Source organism: Bacillus sp. Nf3, from assembly GCF_003028545.1.
GTDB lineage: Bacteria > Bacillota > Bacilli > Bacillales > Bacillaceae > Bacillus > Bacillus safensis.
In genome coordinates, this window is sequence record NZ_PYUA01000003.1 from 582,607 (window position 1) to 597,712 (window position 15,106).

Annotated in this window: 20 protein-coding genes; 13 read left to right on the plus strand and 7 right to left on the minus strand. The window is 40.1% G+C overall.

Annotation, left to right across the window (positions count from 1 at the left end; all coding sequences use genetic code 11):
* Nucleotides 1-10: 10 nt before the first annotated feature.
* The gene (locus C9414_RS12425; protein ID WP_003212379.1) at nucleotides 11-229 is read left to right on the plus strand and encodes a YneF family protein; all 219 of its coding nucleotides are present in this window, start codon (nucleotides 11-13) and stop codon (nucleotides 227-229) included.
* Nucleotides 230-490: 261 nt separating this feature from the next.
* Here C9414_RS12425 and C9414_RS12430 read toward each other — a convergent pair whose 3' ends face one another.
* Nucleotides 491-664: an aspartyl-phosphate phosphatase Spo0E family protein gene (locus tag C9414_RS12430; RefSeq protein WP_369810454.1), complete on the minus strand. Its 174-nt coding sequence runs from the start codon at nucleotides 662-664 to the stop codon at nucleotides 491-493.
* A 208-nt stretch (nucleotides 665-872) separates the two neighbouring features.
* Here C9414_RS12430 and C9414_RS12435 point away from each other — a divergent pair, with 208 nt between their 5' ends.
* Nucleotides 873-1,580 (plus strand): cytochrome c biogenesis CcdA family protein, encoded by a 708-nt coding sequence (locus tag C9414_RS12435; RefSeq protein ID WP_047203109.1) that lies wholly within the window; start codon nucleotides 873-875, stop codon nucleotides 1,578-1,580.
* 94 nt (nucleotides 1,581-1,674) lie between these two features.
* Nucleotides 1,675-2,157, plus strand: coding sequence for a CcdC family protein (locus tag C9414_RS12440; protein WP_047203110.1), 483 nt, complete (start codon nucleotides 1,675-1,677; stop codon nucleotides 2,155-2,157).
* Between the two features lie 22 nt (nucleotides 2,158-2,179).
* Here the strand turns inward: C9414_RS12440 and C9414_RS12445 are convergent, their stop codons facing one another.
* The 4 genes from C9414_RS12445 to sspO all read right to left on the minus strand — a co-directional run bounded on the left by C9414_RS12445 (nucleotide 2,180) and on the right by sspO (nucleotide 3,684).
* Nucleotides 2,180-2,608 (minus strand): DUF2621 domain-containing protein, encoded by a 429-nt coding sequence (locus C9414_RS12445; protein ID WP_024427086.1) that lies wholly within the window; start codon nucleotides 2,606-2,608, stop codon nucleotides 2,180-2,182.
* Between the two features lie 262 nt (nucleotides 2,609-2,870).
* Entirely contained in the window at nucleotides 2,871-3,272 is a 402-nt protein-coding gene (locus C9414_RS12450) for an Hsp20/alpha crystallin family protein (protein WP_107163739.1), read from the minus strand.
* 102 nt (nucleotides 3,273-3,374) lie between these two features.
* Nucleotides 3,375-3,521, minus strand: a complete 147-nt coding sequence (locus C9414_RS12455; RefSeq protein ID WP_012010105.1) for a small acid-soluble spore protein P — start codon at nucleotides 3,519-3,521, stop codon at nucleotides 3,375-3,377.
* A 16-nt stretch (nucleotides 3,522-3,537) separates the two neighbouring features.
* Complete coding sequence (gene sspO / locus C9414_RS12460; RefSeq protein WP_039178922.1) at nucleotides 3,538-3,684, minus strand: small acid-soluble spore protein O; 147 nt, start codon at nucleotides 3,682-3,684, stop codon at nucleotides 3,538-3,540.
* A 220-nt stretch (nucleotides 3,685-3,904) separates the two neighbouring features.
* On the opposite strand from sspO, the gene acnA reads away from it, so the two are divergent.
* The 7 genes from acnA (at nucleotide 3,905) to C9414_RS12495 (ending at nucleotide 8,701) form a co-directional block, all read left to right on the plus strand.
* Nucleotides 3,905-6,634 carry an aconitate hydratase AcnA gene (gene acnA, locus C9414_RS12465; protein WP_039178925.1) on the plus strand — a complete coding sequence of 910 codons (2,730 nt, stop codon included), beginning with the start codon at nucleotides 3,905-3,907 and terminating at the stop codon, nucleotides 6,632-6,634.
* A 66-nt stretch (nucleotides 6,635-6,700) separates the two neighbouring features.
* Entirely contained in the window at nucleotides 6,701-7,204 is a 504-nt protein-coding gene (locus C9414_RS12470; protein WP_107163740.1) for a TlpA family protein disulfide reductase, read from the plus strand.
* 74 nt (nucleotides 7,205-7,278) lie between these two features.
* Entirely contained in the window at nucleotides 7,279-7,404 is a 126-nt protein-coding gene (locus C9414_RS12475; RefSeq protein WP_003211002.1) for an FbpB family small basic protein, read from the plus strand.
* Between the two features lie 51 nt (nucleotides 7,405-7,455).
* Complete coding sequence (locus tag C9414_RS12480) at nucleotides 7,456-7,599, plus strand: acid-soluble spore protein N (RefSeq protein WP_008357830.1); 144 nt, start codon at nucleotides 7,456-7,458, stop codon at nucleotides 7,597-7,599.
* A gap of 14 nt (nucleotides 7,600-7,613) precedes the next feature.
* Nucleotides 7,614-7,856 (plus strand): small acid-soluble spore protein Tlp, encoded by a 243-nt coding sequence (gene tlp, locus C9414_RS12485; protein ID WP_024427090.1) that lies wholly within the window; start codon nucleotides 7,614-7,616, stop codon nucleotides 7,854-7,856.
* A gap of 107 nt (nucleotides 7,857-7,963) precedes the next feature.
* Nucleotides 7,964-8,386 carry an acyl-CoA thioesterase gene (locus C9414_RS12490; protein WP_024425143.1) on the plus strand — a complete coding sequence of 141 codons (423 nt, stop codon included), beginning with the start codon at nucleotides 7,964-7,966 and terminating at the stop codon, nucleotides 8,384-8,386.
* A 3-nt stretch (nucleotides 8,387-8,389) separates the two neighbouring features.
* Nucleotides 8,390-8,701, plus strand: a complete 312-nt coding sequence (locus tag C9414_RS12495; protein WP_039178934.1) for a hypothetical protein — start codon at nucleotides 8,390-8,392, stop codon at nucleotides 8,699-8,701.
* A gap of 39 nt (nucleotides 8,702-8,740) precedes the next feature.
* On the opposite strand, the gene C9414_RS12500 is transcribed toward C9414_RS12495, so the two are convergent.
* Together C9414_RS12500 and plsY are read right to left on the minus strand one after the other, a co-directional pair.
* On the minus strand, nucleotides 8,741-9,028 hold the full coding sequence (locus C9414_RS12500; protein WP_024425145.1) for a HesB/YadR/YfhF family protein: 288 nt from the start codon (nucleotides 9,026-9,028) through the stop codon (nucleotides 8,741-8,743).
* Nucleotides 9,029-9,125: 97 nt separating this feature from the next.
* Complete coding sequence (plsY, locus tag C9414_RS12505; RefSeq protein ID WP_024425146.1) at nucleotides 9,126-9,707, minus strand: glycerol-3-phosphate 1-O-acyltransferase PlsY; 582 nt, start codon at nucleotides 9,705-9,707, stop codon at nucleotides 9,126-9,128.
* Nucleotides 9,708-9,862: 155 nt separating this feature from the next.
* Between plsY and C9414_RS12510 the strand changes: the two genes are divergently transcribed.
* The 3 genes from C9414_RS12510 to parC all read left to right on the plus strand — a co-directional run bounded on the left by C9414_RS12510 (nucleotide 9,863) and on the right by parC (nucleotide 15,101).
* Nucleotides 9,863-10,276, plus strand: a complete 414-nt coding sequence (locus tag C9414_RS12510) for a CoA-binding protein (RefSeq protein WP_047203114.1) — start codon at nucleotides 9,863-9,865, stop codon at nucleotides 10,274-10,276.
* 416 nt (nucleotides 10,277-10,692) lie between these two features.
* Nucleotides 10,693-12,660: a DNA topoisomerase IV subunit B gene (parE, locus tag C9414_RS12515; RefSeq protein ID WP_047203115.1), complete on the plus strand. Its 1,968-nt coding sequence runs from the start codon at nucleotides 10,693-10,695 to the stop codon at nucleotides 12,658-12,660.
* A 2-nt stretch (nucleotides 12,661-12,662) separates the two neighbouring features.
* Nucleotides 12,663-15,101, plus strand: a complete 2,439-nt coding sequence (gene parC / locus C9414_RS12520) for a DNA topoisomerase IV subunit A (protein WP_107163741.1) — start codon at nucleotides 12,663-12,665, stop codon at nucleotides 15,099-15,101.
* The last annotated feature ends 5 nt before the right edge of the window (nucleotides 15,102-15,106 follow it).

Genomic DNA, 15,106 nt, shown 5'->3' on the forward strand with positions numbered 1-15,106 from the left:
AGGAAGAATTATGGATTTATGGGTTGTCATCCTTGTAGGCGTTGTTGCACTGCTTGCAGGAGTTGCACTCGGATTCTTTATTGCTCGTAAGTATATGATGAGCTATTTGAAAAAGAATCCACCGATTAATGAACAAATGCTTCGAATGATGATGATGCAAATGGGCATGAAACCGTCCCAGAAGAAAATCAATCAAATGATGAAAGCCATGAACAACCAAGCGAAATAATACGTACGATATTATGATCATAGATGGAACATGGTTATAAAGAATGGACAAGCGTTGTCCTTTCTTTATTCAATTCACCTTCATCAGACGCTTAAAACCACTGTACTTGCATGAATGAAGCAGGGAAGGTGGTTTTTATTATGGCGTCAAATAGCATGTAAAAAACAAAAAACCCCTATGTCAGAGGTTTTCGTTTCTTTTATGGTCACACATATCAACTGTTCTACAATGGTGCGGCATGTTTGATATCATGAAGTATAATTAGTTGGCTGAGTTTGAGTGTAAGTGTCGTTGATATTGTAAGAGGAGATGATCTAGCTGCTGGCTATGCTCAATGGTCACTGTTGATGTCATCCCATTGTGCAAGACAACTTTCATCAGCTCTTCTCTTTTTTCTTCGATTTGAGTTAATAATGATGTTTTTACCAAAGTCATGTTCCTTTCATGCAAATCTTGATAAAAAGAATCGATTCTATTATATCCATTTTAAGGTTTATTTTCAAATTTAAAGGATTCATTATCTTGATGTCAAATTAAATTATATAAGGTTTTAAGAGAATAGACCATCTTTATTGAGGTGATGTAAAAAAAATGAAATGATTTTGTCATCTCTTATTGTATATTGTAAGAAGGGGGTGTTCTTTTGACAGATTTGAATTACTTTTTAGCATTTGGAGCAGGATTTCTTTCTTTTATTTCACCTTGCTGTCTGCCGCTTTATCCAGCGTTTTTATCGTATATTACGGGCGTTAGTATAGATGAAGTGAAATCTGAGAAGGTGATGCTGAGAAGAAGAAGTTTGCTTCACACATTATTCTTTTTAGTTGGGTTCTCTATTATATTTATTGCGATAGGCTTTGGGACATCGTTTGTCGGGAAGTTTTTTAATGATTATCATCAAGCGATTCGTCAAATTGGAGCCATCCTCATTATTTTCTTTGGTTTTATGACTCTTGGCGTATTTAAGCCCTCTTTCCTCATGGGCGAAAAGAGAATACAGTTCAAAAATCGTCCTGCTGGTTTTTTTGGATCCATTCTCATCGGAATGGGCTTTGCCGCTGGATGGACACCTTGTACTGGACCTATTTTATCCGCTGTCATCACACTGGCAAGTAACAATCCTGAGTCGGCGGTCATGTATATGATTGCGTATATATTGGGATTTGCCGTCCCGTTTTTTATTCTCTCCTTTTTCATTACGAAAATGGGATGGATCAGAAAGCGTCAGCAGCTTATCATGCGAATCGGCGGGATCATTATGATCGTGGTAGGGATTTTGCTGTTCTTTGATCTTCTCACATGGATTATCATCATGTTCTCATCATTGTTTGGCGGCTTTACAGGCTTTTGAAATCGTTTTCTACAGTCGCGGCGATTGGTTTTTTTTCGTCAATTGGAGTATATTATACATAGGCTGACCTTAAAGAATAAAGGAATGATTTGATATGATGATCTTGATCTCTTCTATAATAGCGATATGTATGGCGGTGGCCGTCATGTTTATTCGCATTAAGTCATCTGCAAAACCTGCAACTGCGAAAAAAATTATTTTACCTCCTATTTTCATGAGCACTGGCGCACTGATGTTTTTTGTTCCAATGTTTCGGGTAACTGGAGCTGAATTTCTAGAAGCGATCACAGTGGGGATGTTTTTCTCTATATTTTTAATTAAAACATCGAAGTTTGAAATTAGAGGCAATGACATTTACTTAAAGCGGTCAAAAGCATTTGTGTTTATTCTCATTGGACTTCTTGTCCTTCGTATCGGAATGAAGACCATCCTAAGTTCTTCTATTGATTATGGTTCATTAAGCGGAATGTTTTGGATTCTTGCCTTTGGCATGATCGTGCCTTGGCGAGTTGCTATGTATTTGTCGTTTAGAAAGCTGTCTAAACAATTAGATCCGCAGCAGATTCAAATGAATTAAACCTCCTTTTTAAAAAAGGAGGTTATTTTAATAACGATTCATATGGCGAGTGATCGATGTTTTTTTCTTGAAGGCGCTTCAATAAAAATTTATGATCCCGCTTTGGTGTAGCCATAATGTAGCCGCGAATGATTAAGTCTAAATTAATGCTGGCAGCCTGTTCTTTTAATGCCAGCTCACCAATTTTACCCGCTATTTTTTCTTTAGCAACATCTCTAAACAGCTCTGGAACAGGTAATACGAGTTCATTTAACAGCTGTTTGTCCTCATCCCGCCATAGGTGAAGGCTCTTTTGAATATATTCATCCTGCCAATCAAGCTCTGATTTCCCATCTTCCTTTGGCAATCGTTTTAAAAATTTGCGAAACATAAAAAAGCCACCGATTGCGAGTAATCCGATCATCACTGTACCCCAAAATAAAATGAACCACAAAAACCAGCCGCTTAACATGTTCTCACTCCTTATACCCCTTATCTCTCTATTTTATATTACATGAAGAGAGGATAGAAGAAAATAACAAAAATGTATGTCTATTATCTCTATAAACGCCTTTTTTCATTGATAGCCACCCATTTACTAGAATGACCCAAACCGATTAGTAGAAAAAGAATACATTATCATATAGCGACTCTACTATTTGGCCATGGTGGTTCGCAAAAGGTATTGACTTGAAACGAACGGGAAGAGAGCCCACCTATATGAAGGTGGGCTCTTAATGTTTGAAGTGCGGGATTTGAAAGGAAAATGCACCGCTTGGATGGTCGGAACATTTTTTAATTTTTATCGATATGATTTGGTTTTCATAATCTGTTGCAATGTCTTTGTCGTTTAAATAAAAAGGGAGCATCACGCTTTTTTCAACTGGCTGTTCGCCTTCACCGTTTGGCTTTTGTACTGTGTAAGTCAATGTCAGCTCATGTCCAGCGAAGGTCAGCTTTACATCAGTGATCGATAAGGTGGAGACATCGATTTCGATAATATAATCACGGCTTGTTTCATAGAGATCAATTGGGAGGTGTTCATCATACCAGGCAAATGGATCATCCATTAAAACATTGAGCCAATCATCTATTTCAAGGAAATCAGAGGAATTCGATTGCTTTTCATTCTCCATAAACACTCCTCCATCACATCTCATAATAAATCATATGATGAAAATAGAAATGTGTGAAAGACCTAAAACATCCCGTGTGGTCACGGGATGAGAGGGGAATGATTACATATCATGATGAGAATTGTGCTTTTGTCTCGTATGGTTGCGGTTTTTCACTTTTTTACTGCCTGATAACGGCTCAGGCTGACCGCTTTGATGCTCCTTAGGAGAGTTTTGACGGATGTCTTTCCCTGTGTTTTTATTCGTCATGATGTTTGGCTCCTTCTTATTGATTCTTTTTGCGTTTTTTATTGTTTTGTCTTTGTTCTTCTGTTAAAACGAGTTGATCATCTTCCGTATAGCCTGCGCCATTACCTTGGCTTTTGGCTGCGTTCATGCCGTCAATGACATGATTTGCTTTACGTTTTGTCATGTTCTTTCACCTCATTTGTAGTATGAACCCGCTGCGCTTCGTTTATGAAGAGTAATCATTTCCTAATGATAAGTTAAACTTATTGAATTTAATAAAAGCATTGTTATTTACTTATGTATGAATTTGTTTTAAGATGAAATTGTGAGAAAATTGTGGTGAAATACGACGATTTTTCTGAGAATTGAAATTGATCTTGATCATCAAAAGGGGGATTTTGGACATGTCGAAACAGCAGCAAGTCGCTAAACAAGACGCTTTTCAATCTAGAAAAACGTTTTCGACAAATGGGAAAACGTATCACTATTATTCGTTAGAAGCACTAGAGAAACAAGGAATCGGAAATGTTTCTAAGCTGCCTTATTCCATTAAGGTACTTTTAGAATCAGTGCTTCGCCAAGTAGACGGTAGAGTGATCAAGAAGGAACACGTTGAAAACTTGGCAAAATGGGGAACTGCCGAGGTAAAAGAAATTGATGTTCCATTTAAACCTTCTCGTGTTATTTTACAAGACTTCACGGGTGTACCAGCCGTCGTTGACCTTGCTTCTTTAAGAAAAGCAATGGCAGATGTAGGTGGGGATCCGGATAAAATTAACCCTGAAATTCCAGTTGACCTTGTTATTGACCACTCAGTACAAGTTGATAAAGCTGGAACTGAAGATGCATTAAACATTAACATGGATTTAGAATTCGAACGTAACGCAGAGCGTTATAACTTCCTTAGCTGGGCAAAGAAAGCGTTTAACAACTACCAAGCTGTTCCGCCTGCAACAGGAATTGTTCACCAAGTGAACTTAGAGTATCTTGCAAGTGTTGTTCATGCAATTGAAGAAGATGGCGAGATCATCACTTACCCAGATACATTAGTTGGAACTGACTCTCATACAACGATGATTAACGGTATCGGTGTACTTGGATGGGGCGTTGGCGGTATCGAAGCGGAAGCTGGTATGCTTGGTCAGCCTTCATACTTCCCAGTACCAGAAGTTATTGGTGCTAAATTAGTTGGAGAGCTTCCAAACGGAACGACTGCAACTGACCTTGCATTAAAAGTCACACAAGTCCTTCGTGAAAAAGGCGTAGTAAACAAGTTCGTTGAGTTCTTCGGACCGGGTGTTGCTCAATTGCCATTAGCAGATCGTGCAACAATTGCGAACATGGCGCCAGAATACGGTGCTACTTGTGGATTCTTCCCAGTAGATGAAGAAGCGCTTGCTTACCTTCGCCTTACTGGACGTGATGAAGAGCAAATTAATATCGTTGAAGAATATTCTCGTGCAAATGGCTTATTCTATACGCCAGATGCAGAAGAACCAATTTTTACTGATGTTGTGGAAATTGATCTTTCTAAAATTGAGTCAAACTTATCTGGTCCTAAACGTCCACAAGATTTGATTCCACTTTCTCAAATGAAAGAGACGTTCCATAAACACATCGAAAGCCCAGCTGGTAACCAAGGGTTTGGCTTAGATAAATCAGAGCTTGATAAACAAATCGAATTTGATCTTGCAAACGGTGAAAAAGCTGTGATGAAGACAGGTGCGATTGCGATTGCAGCCATTACGAGCTGTACGAATACATCGAACCCATACGTGTTAATCGGAGCAGGTCTTGTCGCGAAGAAAGCAAGTGAGCTTGGTATGAAAGTGCCAAACTACGTGAAAACGTCACTAGCGCCGGGTTCTAAAGTTGTAACAGGATACCTTGTGAATTCAGGACTTCTTCCATATTTAAGAGACCTCGGATTTAACATTGTAGGGTATGGCTGTACAACTTGTATCGGAAACTCAGGACCGCTTGAGAAAGAAATTGAAGATGCTGTCTCTGAAAATGATCTGCTGATCACTTCTGTTTTATCAGGTAACCGTAACTTTGAAGGTCGTATCCATCCACTTGTGAAAGGGAACTACCTTGCATCTCCACCATTAGTTGTGGCTTATGCACTTGCAGGTACGGTGAATATTGATTTAACAAAAGATCCTATCGGTGTCGATAAAAATGGCGAAAACGTTTATTTCAATGACATTTGGCCATCAATGGACGAAATCAACAGCGTCGTTAAAAGCACTGTCACACCTGAGCTATTCCGTTCAGAGTATGAAACTGTTTTTGACAACAATGACCGCTGGAATGAAATTAAAACGACGGATGATGCATTGTACAAATGGGATGAAAATTCCACATACATTGATAACCCGCCATTCTTTGAAAACTTATCAGTTGAACCTGGTAAAGTTGAACCACTTAAAGGCTTGCGCGTAGTTGCGAAGTTCGGTGATTCTGTTACAACTGACCATATTTCTCCTGCTGGAGCGATTGGTAAGGACACACCGGCGGGCAAATACTTGCAAGAAAGAGGCGTGTCGCCTAGAGACTTTAACTCATATGGATCTCGCCGTGGTAACCACCATGTCATGATGAGAGGTACTTTTGCAAACATCCGTATTAAGAACCAAATTGCACCAGGAACAGAAGGCGGCTATACAACTTACTGGCCAACTGGTGAAGTGACATCCATTTATGATGCATGCATGCGCTATAAAGAAGATGGAACAGGTCTTGCGATCTTAGCAGGTAAAGATTACGGAATGGGTTCTTCACGTGACTGGGCTGCAAAAGGAACAAACCTTCTTGGAATTAAATTTGTTCTAGCTGAAAGCTTTGAGCGTATCCACAGAAGTAACCTTGTCTTCATGGGCGTACTTCCTTTGCAGTTTAAAGACGGAGAAAGTGCAGAAACTCATGGTCTAACAGGAACAGAAACATTTGAAGTTCATGTTGACGAAACAGTTCGTCCGCGTGATCTCGTCACTGTGAAAGCAATTGACACAGATGGCAACGAGAAAACATTTGAAGTGGTCGTTCGCTTTGACAGTGAAGTTGAAATTGACTACTATCGTCATGGCGGTATCCTTCAAATGGTACTTCGCGAAAAATTGGCAAGCAACTAATACAGCAAAGAAGAGAAGGCGATTCAACAGCTTTCTCTTCTTTTTTAAAATAGTGGAGGATCAATCATGTGGAAAAAAGGAATGGCAAGCGCTGTTTTACTTGTGTTGATTGGTTTACTTGCGTGGAATTTATTTGGGCCAAAAGAGCCCGCAATCGGTCTTGAAAAAGGGGATCAAGCCCCTGATTTCGAACTAAAAACCCTTGACGGCAAAATTGCCTCGTTATCTGATTACCGAGGGAAAAAGGTGCTCGTCAATTTCTGGGCGACATGGTGTAAGCCGTGCAGGACAGAAATGCCGGATCTAGACGCAATTAGGAGCGAAAATGACCAAGTTGAAGTACTAGCGGTGAATTTGACGACCACTGAAAAGAGTGTGGATCATGTGGCAGAATTCACAAAAGAATTAAAGCTGAGCTTTCCTGTTTTATTGGACCAAAAAGGCATTCAAGCAAGATATCAGGTTCTTTCATACCCAACGACCTACATATTAGATGAAAAAGGACGTATCATGTCTGTGAAGCATCAAATGCTGACAAAAAAAGAAATTGAAAAAGAGCTGGATCTATAATGATTCAGCTCTTTTTGCTTATTTTCCAAATGTTTTGGCGAAAATGTAATCATACATATATGGAGGTGAGTGGAATGAGAAGAAGAAAACGACGCACATTTGAAGAGCTTGTGCTTGAAAATAAAAAAGAATTATTAAGCAATGAGGAATTTTTAAACCAGCTCGAAGAAAAGTTGGAAGAACGATTTAGACAAAAATAAGTCATGAATTATCCGTTTTCGTTCATCCTAAAGAAGAGGGAGGGATGAATAATGGGTAGAGAGCATGATAAACAAGCGCAGTTTACACCAGACCATTTAGGGACAAAACCTGTAGCATACAAACGGAATAAAGGTAAAAAGATGCATAATAAATCAAATGAACAGCCAGATGTGATACAGACAAAGGGCGAGTAAGGAGGGGAATCATCATGAATAACGAGTCATATCAATCCAATCCAGATGATCGATCTGATAATGTTGAAAAGCTGCAAGATATGATCGAGAACACACTTGACAATATCGATGAATCTGAAGCAGCGATGTCCGTTTCGACAGAGACAGAAAAGCAAATGATCAAACAAAAAAACGAAAACCGCAAAATGAGTATTGACGCGATGCGTTCTGAGATCAAAGACGAAGAAGCAGCAAGAAAGAATGGCTATACTGAATAAACCAGGGATTCCTGGTTTATTTTATTGCCTCTTTTTAGAAGAACCATTTGGAATGTGGTAAAATGGCAGAGACAGACCTTAGGTTTTGATAGGAGAGCGATGAAAACGTGTATGTATCCAAAAAAGAAATAGAAGTCCGTTATGCAGAAACAGATCAAATGGGCATCGTATATCATGCCAATTATTTAATCTGGATGGAAGTCGGCAGAACAGCATTGATTAAAGAATTAGGTTTTTCCTATGCGCAGCTAGAAGCAGACGGTGCTCTTGCACCTGTTATAGACTTGCAGGTTCAATATAAAAAACCATTGTTGTATGGTGAAACAGCAACCGTTCATACATGGATTGAAGAATATAATGGTGTCAAAACGGTGTATGGCTATGAAATTCAAAAACCTGATGGACAAACAGCGATTACAGGGACAACCTCACATATTTGTGTAGATAAAGACACCTTTAGACCTATTCAATTTAGAAAAGCCTTTCCTGCTTGGCATAAAGTATATGAACAGTCGAAGAAGCAGGTTTAATTTATGGCTTTTGGTATTAAACGAAGCGATTTAAACGCTTGGAAAACAGCTGTCCAGGAAGGAAAAGTTGCTTTTTTAACACACTACTGGCTCGATGACCGTTTTCCAAATGCCAATACCGTCACAAAAGCAGCCTGTCAGGATATGAAGCGGTTAGTTGAGTGGGGAGAAAGACATGGACTAAAAAAAGAATGGATTCATGACCGCGAAGGGTTTCCTCACTTTGACTTGATCGGTGAGCCGCAAAAAAGAATTCTGCAAAAGGAACGGTCTTTAGGAAACATTCAAGAGTATGGGCTATATATTGAAGTGTAAAACAAAAAAGATACCCGAGGGATGAGGTATCTTTTTTGTTTATTCATAATGAAATTCTGGTTCTTTCACGGACTCGTTATAATCAATATGCAGATCATGGTTGTCAAAGTACCAAATATCACTTTCCTCAATAAAGAAAGTAATACCTTCTATTTCAGCGGTTGCGCCGGCATTTTGAGGTTCATCTTTTGCGACGCCGAGAGAAAAGCCTTTTTGTACATTACTGCACCCGCCATATCTCACAAAAAAGCGAACTTGATCACCTTTTTCTAAATCTAATTCATCCTTGTACCAATTGAGTGCATCTTCTTTTATTGTTAATTTCAATGTGATCGCCCCTTTTTGAAGTCATGCTGTTTTTAAAATGCAGGATGCAAAAACAGCTTTTCTTTACTTTTACCACATATCTAAATGGATGAAACGGCTAGAGCCATTTGATTTTCGGTTCAGTTTTGTTGAGAATTCGTTTGAGGTTGGCGATGTGTCTGTAAATCACAAAGCCAGCAAGAACGGCAACAACAATGATTAAGAATAGGTCTTTGGTGAATATGCTGTAAATGAATGTATAGATACCGGTCAGCATAGATGATAGTGAAACATATTTACTAATGTATAAAAATAAGAAAAAAGCAGCGATCATCGTGATAAATAGGAATGGGGCATAAAATAGCAGCACACCGCCTGATGTAGCGACTGCCTTTCCCCCTTTAAATTTTGCAAAGACAGGAAAGCTGTGACCGATAACAGCAGCAACTCCTGCTAATAAGGGATGGATGTCCAGCTGCATGAAAAACGGTAAAGCTGAAGCAAGCGTCCCTTTTAGGATATCAGCAGTAATCACAATCGATCCTGCTTTTACGCCAAGTGTACGAAATGCATTCGTTGCACCTAGGTTTCCGCTGCCATGTTCACGAATATCGATTCCCTTTGCAGCTTTCCCGACAATGAGACCGGATGGAATACTGCCGAGAAGATAAGCCAAAATAAACATCAAAGCAATTAACATCTGCATAACTCCTTTATATTCTCCCTCTTGTCTTACATTTTAACATGATCTTGTGAAAAACATGGGGAACTTTTTTTGAAAAAATCGAAAGCAGATGGATTCAGCTTTGTTTTTAAGCAGAAATTCGCTAAAATAGAGGAAAAGGGAGTGTCTGGATGAACAATCCTACGAAAGAAGAAATTGGCCGTATATTAAAGAGCAGTAAACGAATTGCTGTTGTTGGATTATCAGATCAACCGCACCGGACGTCTTATATGGTGTCTAAAGCGATGCAGGATGCCGGTTATGAGATCATCCCAGTGAATCCAACAATCGATGAAGCACTCGGTGTGAAAGCAGTCGCTTCTTTAAAAGATATAAAAGAGCCTGTTGATATCGTCAATGTCTTTAGACGTTCAGAGTTTTTGCCAGAGGTGGCAGAAGAGTTTCTCGAAATAGATGCACCTGTTTTTTGGGCGCAGCAAGGCATATATCACGATGAAGCGAAAAGGCTGATTGAGGAAAATGGCAAGGTCGCCATCATGGATTTATGTATCAAGGTGGCTCATGCAATGACAAAAACTCATTAATTCGTCAAAAATCCTTGGTTTTTCAAGGATTTTTGCTTTTTTGTTGCAGAAATATATTTGCGATTCTAGAAGAAAGCGATAAAATAAGGCGACAGGGACATATCGGCGGCCTTGCATATCGAGAAAAAGAACGATAAGATAAAAAAGAACATTTGTTCTGTTTTGCTAAAACCATCATATGATTGCATTTGGCTTATGAAACAGTCTTGTTTATAATGGACTTCTAGTTCTGATTGCAGAATGTAGAATGATTCTCATAGCTGTGCAAAAGAGCATGTATTGGTGAATCCCACATGCATGGTGATGATGCAGCTTATTAAAGTGGACAGTAATGAGCAGCATGATCATCATTAAAATCTAGAGAGATCATTTGATGATTAGCCGGTTATGTTTGTTAGTGAAAGGGGATTAAGCATTTGGTTAAAAAGCAGCAAGTAGATTATAACGATGATTCTATTCAGGTGCTAGAGGGGCTTGAAGCGGTCCGTAAACGTCCAGGGATGTATATTGGATCTACGGATTCCCGCGGTCTTCATCACCTTGTCTATGAGATTGTAGACAACTCTGTCGATGAAGTGCTCGCTGGCCATGGAGATCATATCATTGTCAAAATACATAAAGATAACAGCATTTCCGTCCAAGATAAAGGGCGGGGAATGCCTACTGGTATGCATAAGCTTGGAAAACCGACACCCGAGATCATTTTAACGGTCCTGCACGCAGGCGGAAAATTTGGTCAAGGTGGATATAAAACAAGTGGTGGACTTCACGGAGTTGGGGCATCGGTTGTGAACGCGCTGTCAGAATGGCTTACTGTCACGATTGAACGGGAAGGATTTATTTATCATCAGCGCTTTGAAAACGGCGGTAAACCTGTCACATCACTTGAAAAAGTCGGAAAATCGAAAAAAACGGGAACACTAATTCATTTTAAGCCGGACCCAACCATGTTCAGTGTTACGACCTATAATTTCGATACATTATCAGAGCGTTTAAGAGAATCTGCCTTTTTATTAAAAGGGTTAAAAATAGAGCTGATCGATGAACGGCATGATGTACAAGAAACGTTTTATTATGAGACAGGCATTGAAGCTTTTGTTGCTTATCTAAATGAAGAAAAAGATGTTCTAAGTGAAGTCGTCTCATTTGAAGGAGAGCATCAGTCCATTGAAGTAGATTTTGCTTTTCAATTTAACGATGGCTACTCGGAGAATATCCTTTCCTTCGTCAATAACGTCAGAACAAAAGATGGCGGAACACATGAGTCTGGTGCCAAAACGGCCATGACGAGAGCCTTTAACGAATATGCACGCAAAGTGGCCCTTTTAAAAGAAAAAGACAAAAATTTAGAAGGTACTGATATTCGCGAAGGACTGTCTGCTATTATTTCTGTCAGAATTCCTGAAGAGCTGCTTCAATTTGAAGGGCAGACAAAAGGAAAGCTTGGGACAAGTGAGGCTCGTTCAGCTGTTGATGCTGTTATTTCTGAAAAACTTGCGTATTTCCTTGAAGAAAACCGGGAAACAGCCACTCTTCTTGTGAAAAAAGCGATTAAAGCGCAGCAGGCAAGAGAAGCTGCTAGAAAAGCCCGTGAAGAAGCGAGGAGCGGCAAGAAACGTAAGAAATCTGAAGCAACGCTGAGCGGAAAATTAACACCAGCCCAATCTAGAAACCCAGCAAGAAACGAACTATATCTAGTAGAGGGTGACTCAGCGGGCGGGTCAGCAAAACAGGGACGTGACCGTAAATTCCAAGCGGTTCTGCCACTGCGCGGAAAGGTCATCAATACTGAAAAAGCAAAGCTTGCTGATATTTTCAAAAACGAAGAAATCAACACCATTATTCATGCAATTGGTGGAGGCGTCGGTGTCGATTTTAATGTGGAAGACATCAATTATGACAAAATCGTCATCATGACAGATGCGGATACGGATGGAGCGCATATTCAAGTGCTTCTCTTAACATTCTTCTACCGCTATATGAAGCCGCTGATTGAGCATGGCAAAGTGTTTATTGCACTTCCGCCTTTATATAAAGTCAGCAAAGGCTCAGGGAAAAAAGAGATTATTGAGTACGCATGGTCTGATGAAGAAATGGATGACGTACTGAAGAAAGTTGGAAAAGGGTACACGATTCAGCGCTACAAAGGGTTAGGTGAAATGAATGCCGACCAGCTATGGGAAACGACAATGAATCCAGAATCGAGAACACTTGTCAGGGTCAAAATTGATGATGCTGCACGTGTGGAACGCCGCGTCACAACTTTAATGGGTGACAAAGTAGAACCACGCCGTAAATGGATTGAAAAGAATGTCGCCTTTGGACTTGATGAGGAAAGCAACATTCTTGAAAATGAAAACTTGTCGCTAGCTGAGGAGGTTTAAACATGGCACAACAAGAACGATTTCATGATTTACCATTAGAAGAAGTAATCGGCGACCGCTTTGGCCGCTATAGTAAATATATTATCCAAGACCGTGCGCTTCCAGATGCACGTGATGGACTAAAACCTGTACAACGAAGAATTTTATATGCGATGTATGCAGAAGGAAATACGCAGGATAAAAACTTCCGTAAAGCCGCGAAAACAGTCGGTAATGTGATAGGTAACTATCACCCGCACGGAGACTCATCTGTTTATGAAGCGATGGTAAGGATGAGTCAGGAGTGGAAAGTACGAAATGTACTGATTGAGATGCACGGGAATAACGGGAGTATTGATGGAGATCCGCCTGCTGCCATGCGTTATACGGAAGCAAGACTGTCTGCCATTGCTTCAGAGCTTTTAAAGGACCTAGACAAGGAAACGGTCGAATTTGTTGCAAACTTTGATGATACAAGCAAAGAGCCAGTTGTATTACCAGCAATGTTCCCAAACCTTCTCGTGAATGGATCAACTGGGATTTCAGCTGGTTATGCGACAGATATCCCGCCGCATCACTTGGGAGAAGTCATTGATGGCGTTATTAAACGAATCGAACAGCCGCATTGTACGGTTGAGGATTTAATGACGGTCATCAAAGGGCCAGATTTCCCAACAGGCGGTATCATTCAAGGTGTAGACGGTATTAAGAAGGCGTATGAAACAGGAAAAGGGAAGATCATGATTCGCGGCAAAGCGGAGATTGAAACCATCCGCGGCGGACGCCAGCAAATCGTGATCACAGAAATTCCTTACGAAGTGAATAAAGCCAACCTTGTCAAAAAGATGGACGAGTTCCGAATTGAAAGAAAAGTAGAAGGTATTTCAGAGGTCCGAGATGAAACAGACCGTACTGGGCTTCGAATCGTAGTAGAGCTGAAAAAAGAAGCAGATGCAAATGGTGTGCTGAATTTCTTATATAAAAACTCAGATCTACAAATCCCGTATAACTTTAATATGGTAGCGATACATAATCGAAGACCGACCTTAATGACGCTCACAACTGTACTAGATGCGTATATTGCCCATCAAAAGGAAGTGGTGACGAACCGCTCAGCGTACGAGCTTCGAAAAGCGAAGGAACGCCACCATATTGTCGACGGTTTAATTAAGGCACTTTCCATCTTAGATGAAGTCATTGCTACAATCCGCTCCTCTAATGATAAGCGAGATGCCAAGAACAACTTGATGGCGAAATATGATTTTACAGAAGCACAATCAGAAGCGATTGTTTCACTCCAGTTATATCGTTTAACGAATACAGATATTACGCAATTAAGAGACGAAGCAAGAGAGCTTGATGTGCGCATCGCAGAGCTTGAAGACATTTTAGCGAACGAGAAAAAGCTGCTGAAGGTCATTACAAACAACTTGAAAAAGCTCAAAAAGACATATGCTGATGAGAGAAGATCCGTCATTGAGGAAAAAATCGAAGAAATTAAGATTAACCTTGAAGTGATGATTGCATCTGAGGATGTTTACGTGACAGTCACGAAGGATGGTTACATCAAACGAACAAGCCAGCGCTCCTATGCTGCATCTAATGGTAAGGACTTTGGTATGAAGGATACTGACCGTTTGATTCATCAGTTTGAAATGAATACAACGGATGTTCTTCTGCTGTTTACGAATAAAGGAAGCTACATTTATTGTCCTGTTCACCAGCTGCCAGATATACGCTGGAAAGACATGGGGCAGCATATTACGAATATCATTTCGATTGATCGCGAGGAATCAATCCAAAAAGCCATTCCAATAAAAGAATTTGATGAAACGTCATATCTTTTATTCTTTACGAAAGGTGGAATGGTGAAGAAAACAGAGCTTCTTCAATATAAAGCGCAGCGTTATTCGAAACCGCTTGTCGCCTTGAATCTAAAAGGTGACGATGAACTCGTAGATGTTCATGTCACATCAGGACAGCAGGAATTGTTTATTGCAACGAAAAATGGTTACGGTTTATGGTTTGATGAAGAAGAAGTAAGTGTTGTTGGACCGAGAGCGGCAGGTGTCAAAGGTATCAACTTGAAGGAAGGGGACGAGGTAGTCTCTGGCCAGATCATTGATCCGAAGAACGATGTCCTTGTGCTCACGACACAAAGAGGGGCTGTAAAGCGAATGAACCTCTCTGAATTTGATAAAACATCAAGAGCGAAACGCGGAGTTCTTATGCTGAGAGAGTTAAAGAAAAACCCGCACCGTATTGTGGCTGTGATCGCTGCAGCGTTGCACGATACACTTGAGATAGATACCGAAAAAGGCACAACGATTCCACTAGATATTTCTACTTTAAGAGCGAATGACCGCTATAGCAATGGGTCATTTATTGTAGATGAGGAAGAGCAGGGAGAAGTGACTCATGTCCTTCTGACACCTGAACGTGCACCAGATGATAATAAATAAGCAAA

What these genes read in the sequence shown, in the direction of transcription:
- C9414_RS12455 (WP_012010105.1), bottom strand. Translation starts at nt 3,521, where the DNA reads ATGACGAATAAAAACACAGGGAAAGACATCCGTCAAAACTCTCCTAAG.
- acnA (WP_039178925.1), top strand. Translation starts at nt 3,905, where the DNA reads ATGTCGAAACAGCAGCAAGTCGCTAAACAAGACGCTTTTCAATCTAGA.
- C9414_RS12470 (WP_107163740.1), top strand. Translation starts at nt 6,701, where the DNA reads ATGTGGAAAAAAGGAATGGCAAGCGCTGTTTTACTTGTGTTGATTGGT.
- plsY (WP_024425146.1), bottom strand. Translation starts at nt 9,707, where the DNA reads ATGTTAATTGCTTTGATGTTTATTTTGGCTTATCTTCTCGGCAGTATT.
- C9414_RS12450 (WP_107163739.1), bottom strand. Translation starts at nt 3,272, where the DNA reads ATGGAGAATGAAAAGCAATCGAATTCCTCTGATTTCCTTGAAATAGAT.
- C9414_RS12440 (WP_047203110.1), top strand. Translation starts at nt 1,675, where the DNA reads ATGATGATCTTGATCTCTTCTATAATAGCGATATGTATGGCGGTGGCC.
- C9414_RS12475 (WP_003211002.1), top strand. Translation starts at nt 7,279, where the DNA reads ATGAGAAGAAGAAAACGACGCACATTTGAAGAGCTTGTGCTTGAAAAT.
- parC (WP_107163741.1), top strand. Translation starts at nt 12,663, where the DNA reads ATGGCACAACAAGAACGATTTCATGATTTACCATTAGAAGAAGTAATC.
- C9414_RS12430 (WP_369810454.1), bottom strand. Translation starts at nt 664, where the DNA reads ATGACTTTGGTAAAAACATCATTATTAACTCAAATCGAAGAAAAAAGA.
- C9414_RS12445 (WP_024427086.1), bottom strand. Translation starts at nt 2,608, where the DNA reads ATGTTAAGCGGCTGGTTTTTGTGGTTCATTTTATTTTGGGGTACAGTG.
- tlp (WP_024427090.1), top strand. Translation starts at nt 7,614, where the DNA reads ATGAATAACGAGTCATATCAATCCAATCCAGATGATCGATCTGATAAT.
- C9414_RS12495 (WP_039178934.1), top strand. Translation starts at nt 8,390, where the DNA reads ATGGCTTTTGGTATTAAACGAAGCGATTTAAACGCTTGGAAAACAGCT.
- C9414_RS12510 (WP_047203114.1), top strand. Translation starts at nt 9,863, where the DNA reads ATGAACAATCCTACGAAAGAAGAAATTGGCCGTATATTAAAGAGCAGT.
- C9414_RS12480 (WP_008357830.1), top strand. Translation starts at nt 7,456, where the DNA reads ATGGGTAGAGAGCATGATAAACAAGCGCAGTTTACACCAGACCATTTA.
- C9414_RS12425 (WP_003212379.1), top strand. Translation starts at nt 11, where the DNA reads ATGGATTTATGGGTTGTCATCCTTGTAGGCGTTGTTGCACTGCTTGCA.
- sspO (WP_039178922.1), bottom strand. Translation starts at nt 3,684, where the DNA reads ATGACAAAACGTAAAGCAAATCATGTCATTGACGGCATGAACGCAGCC.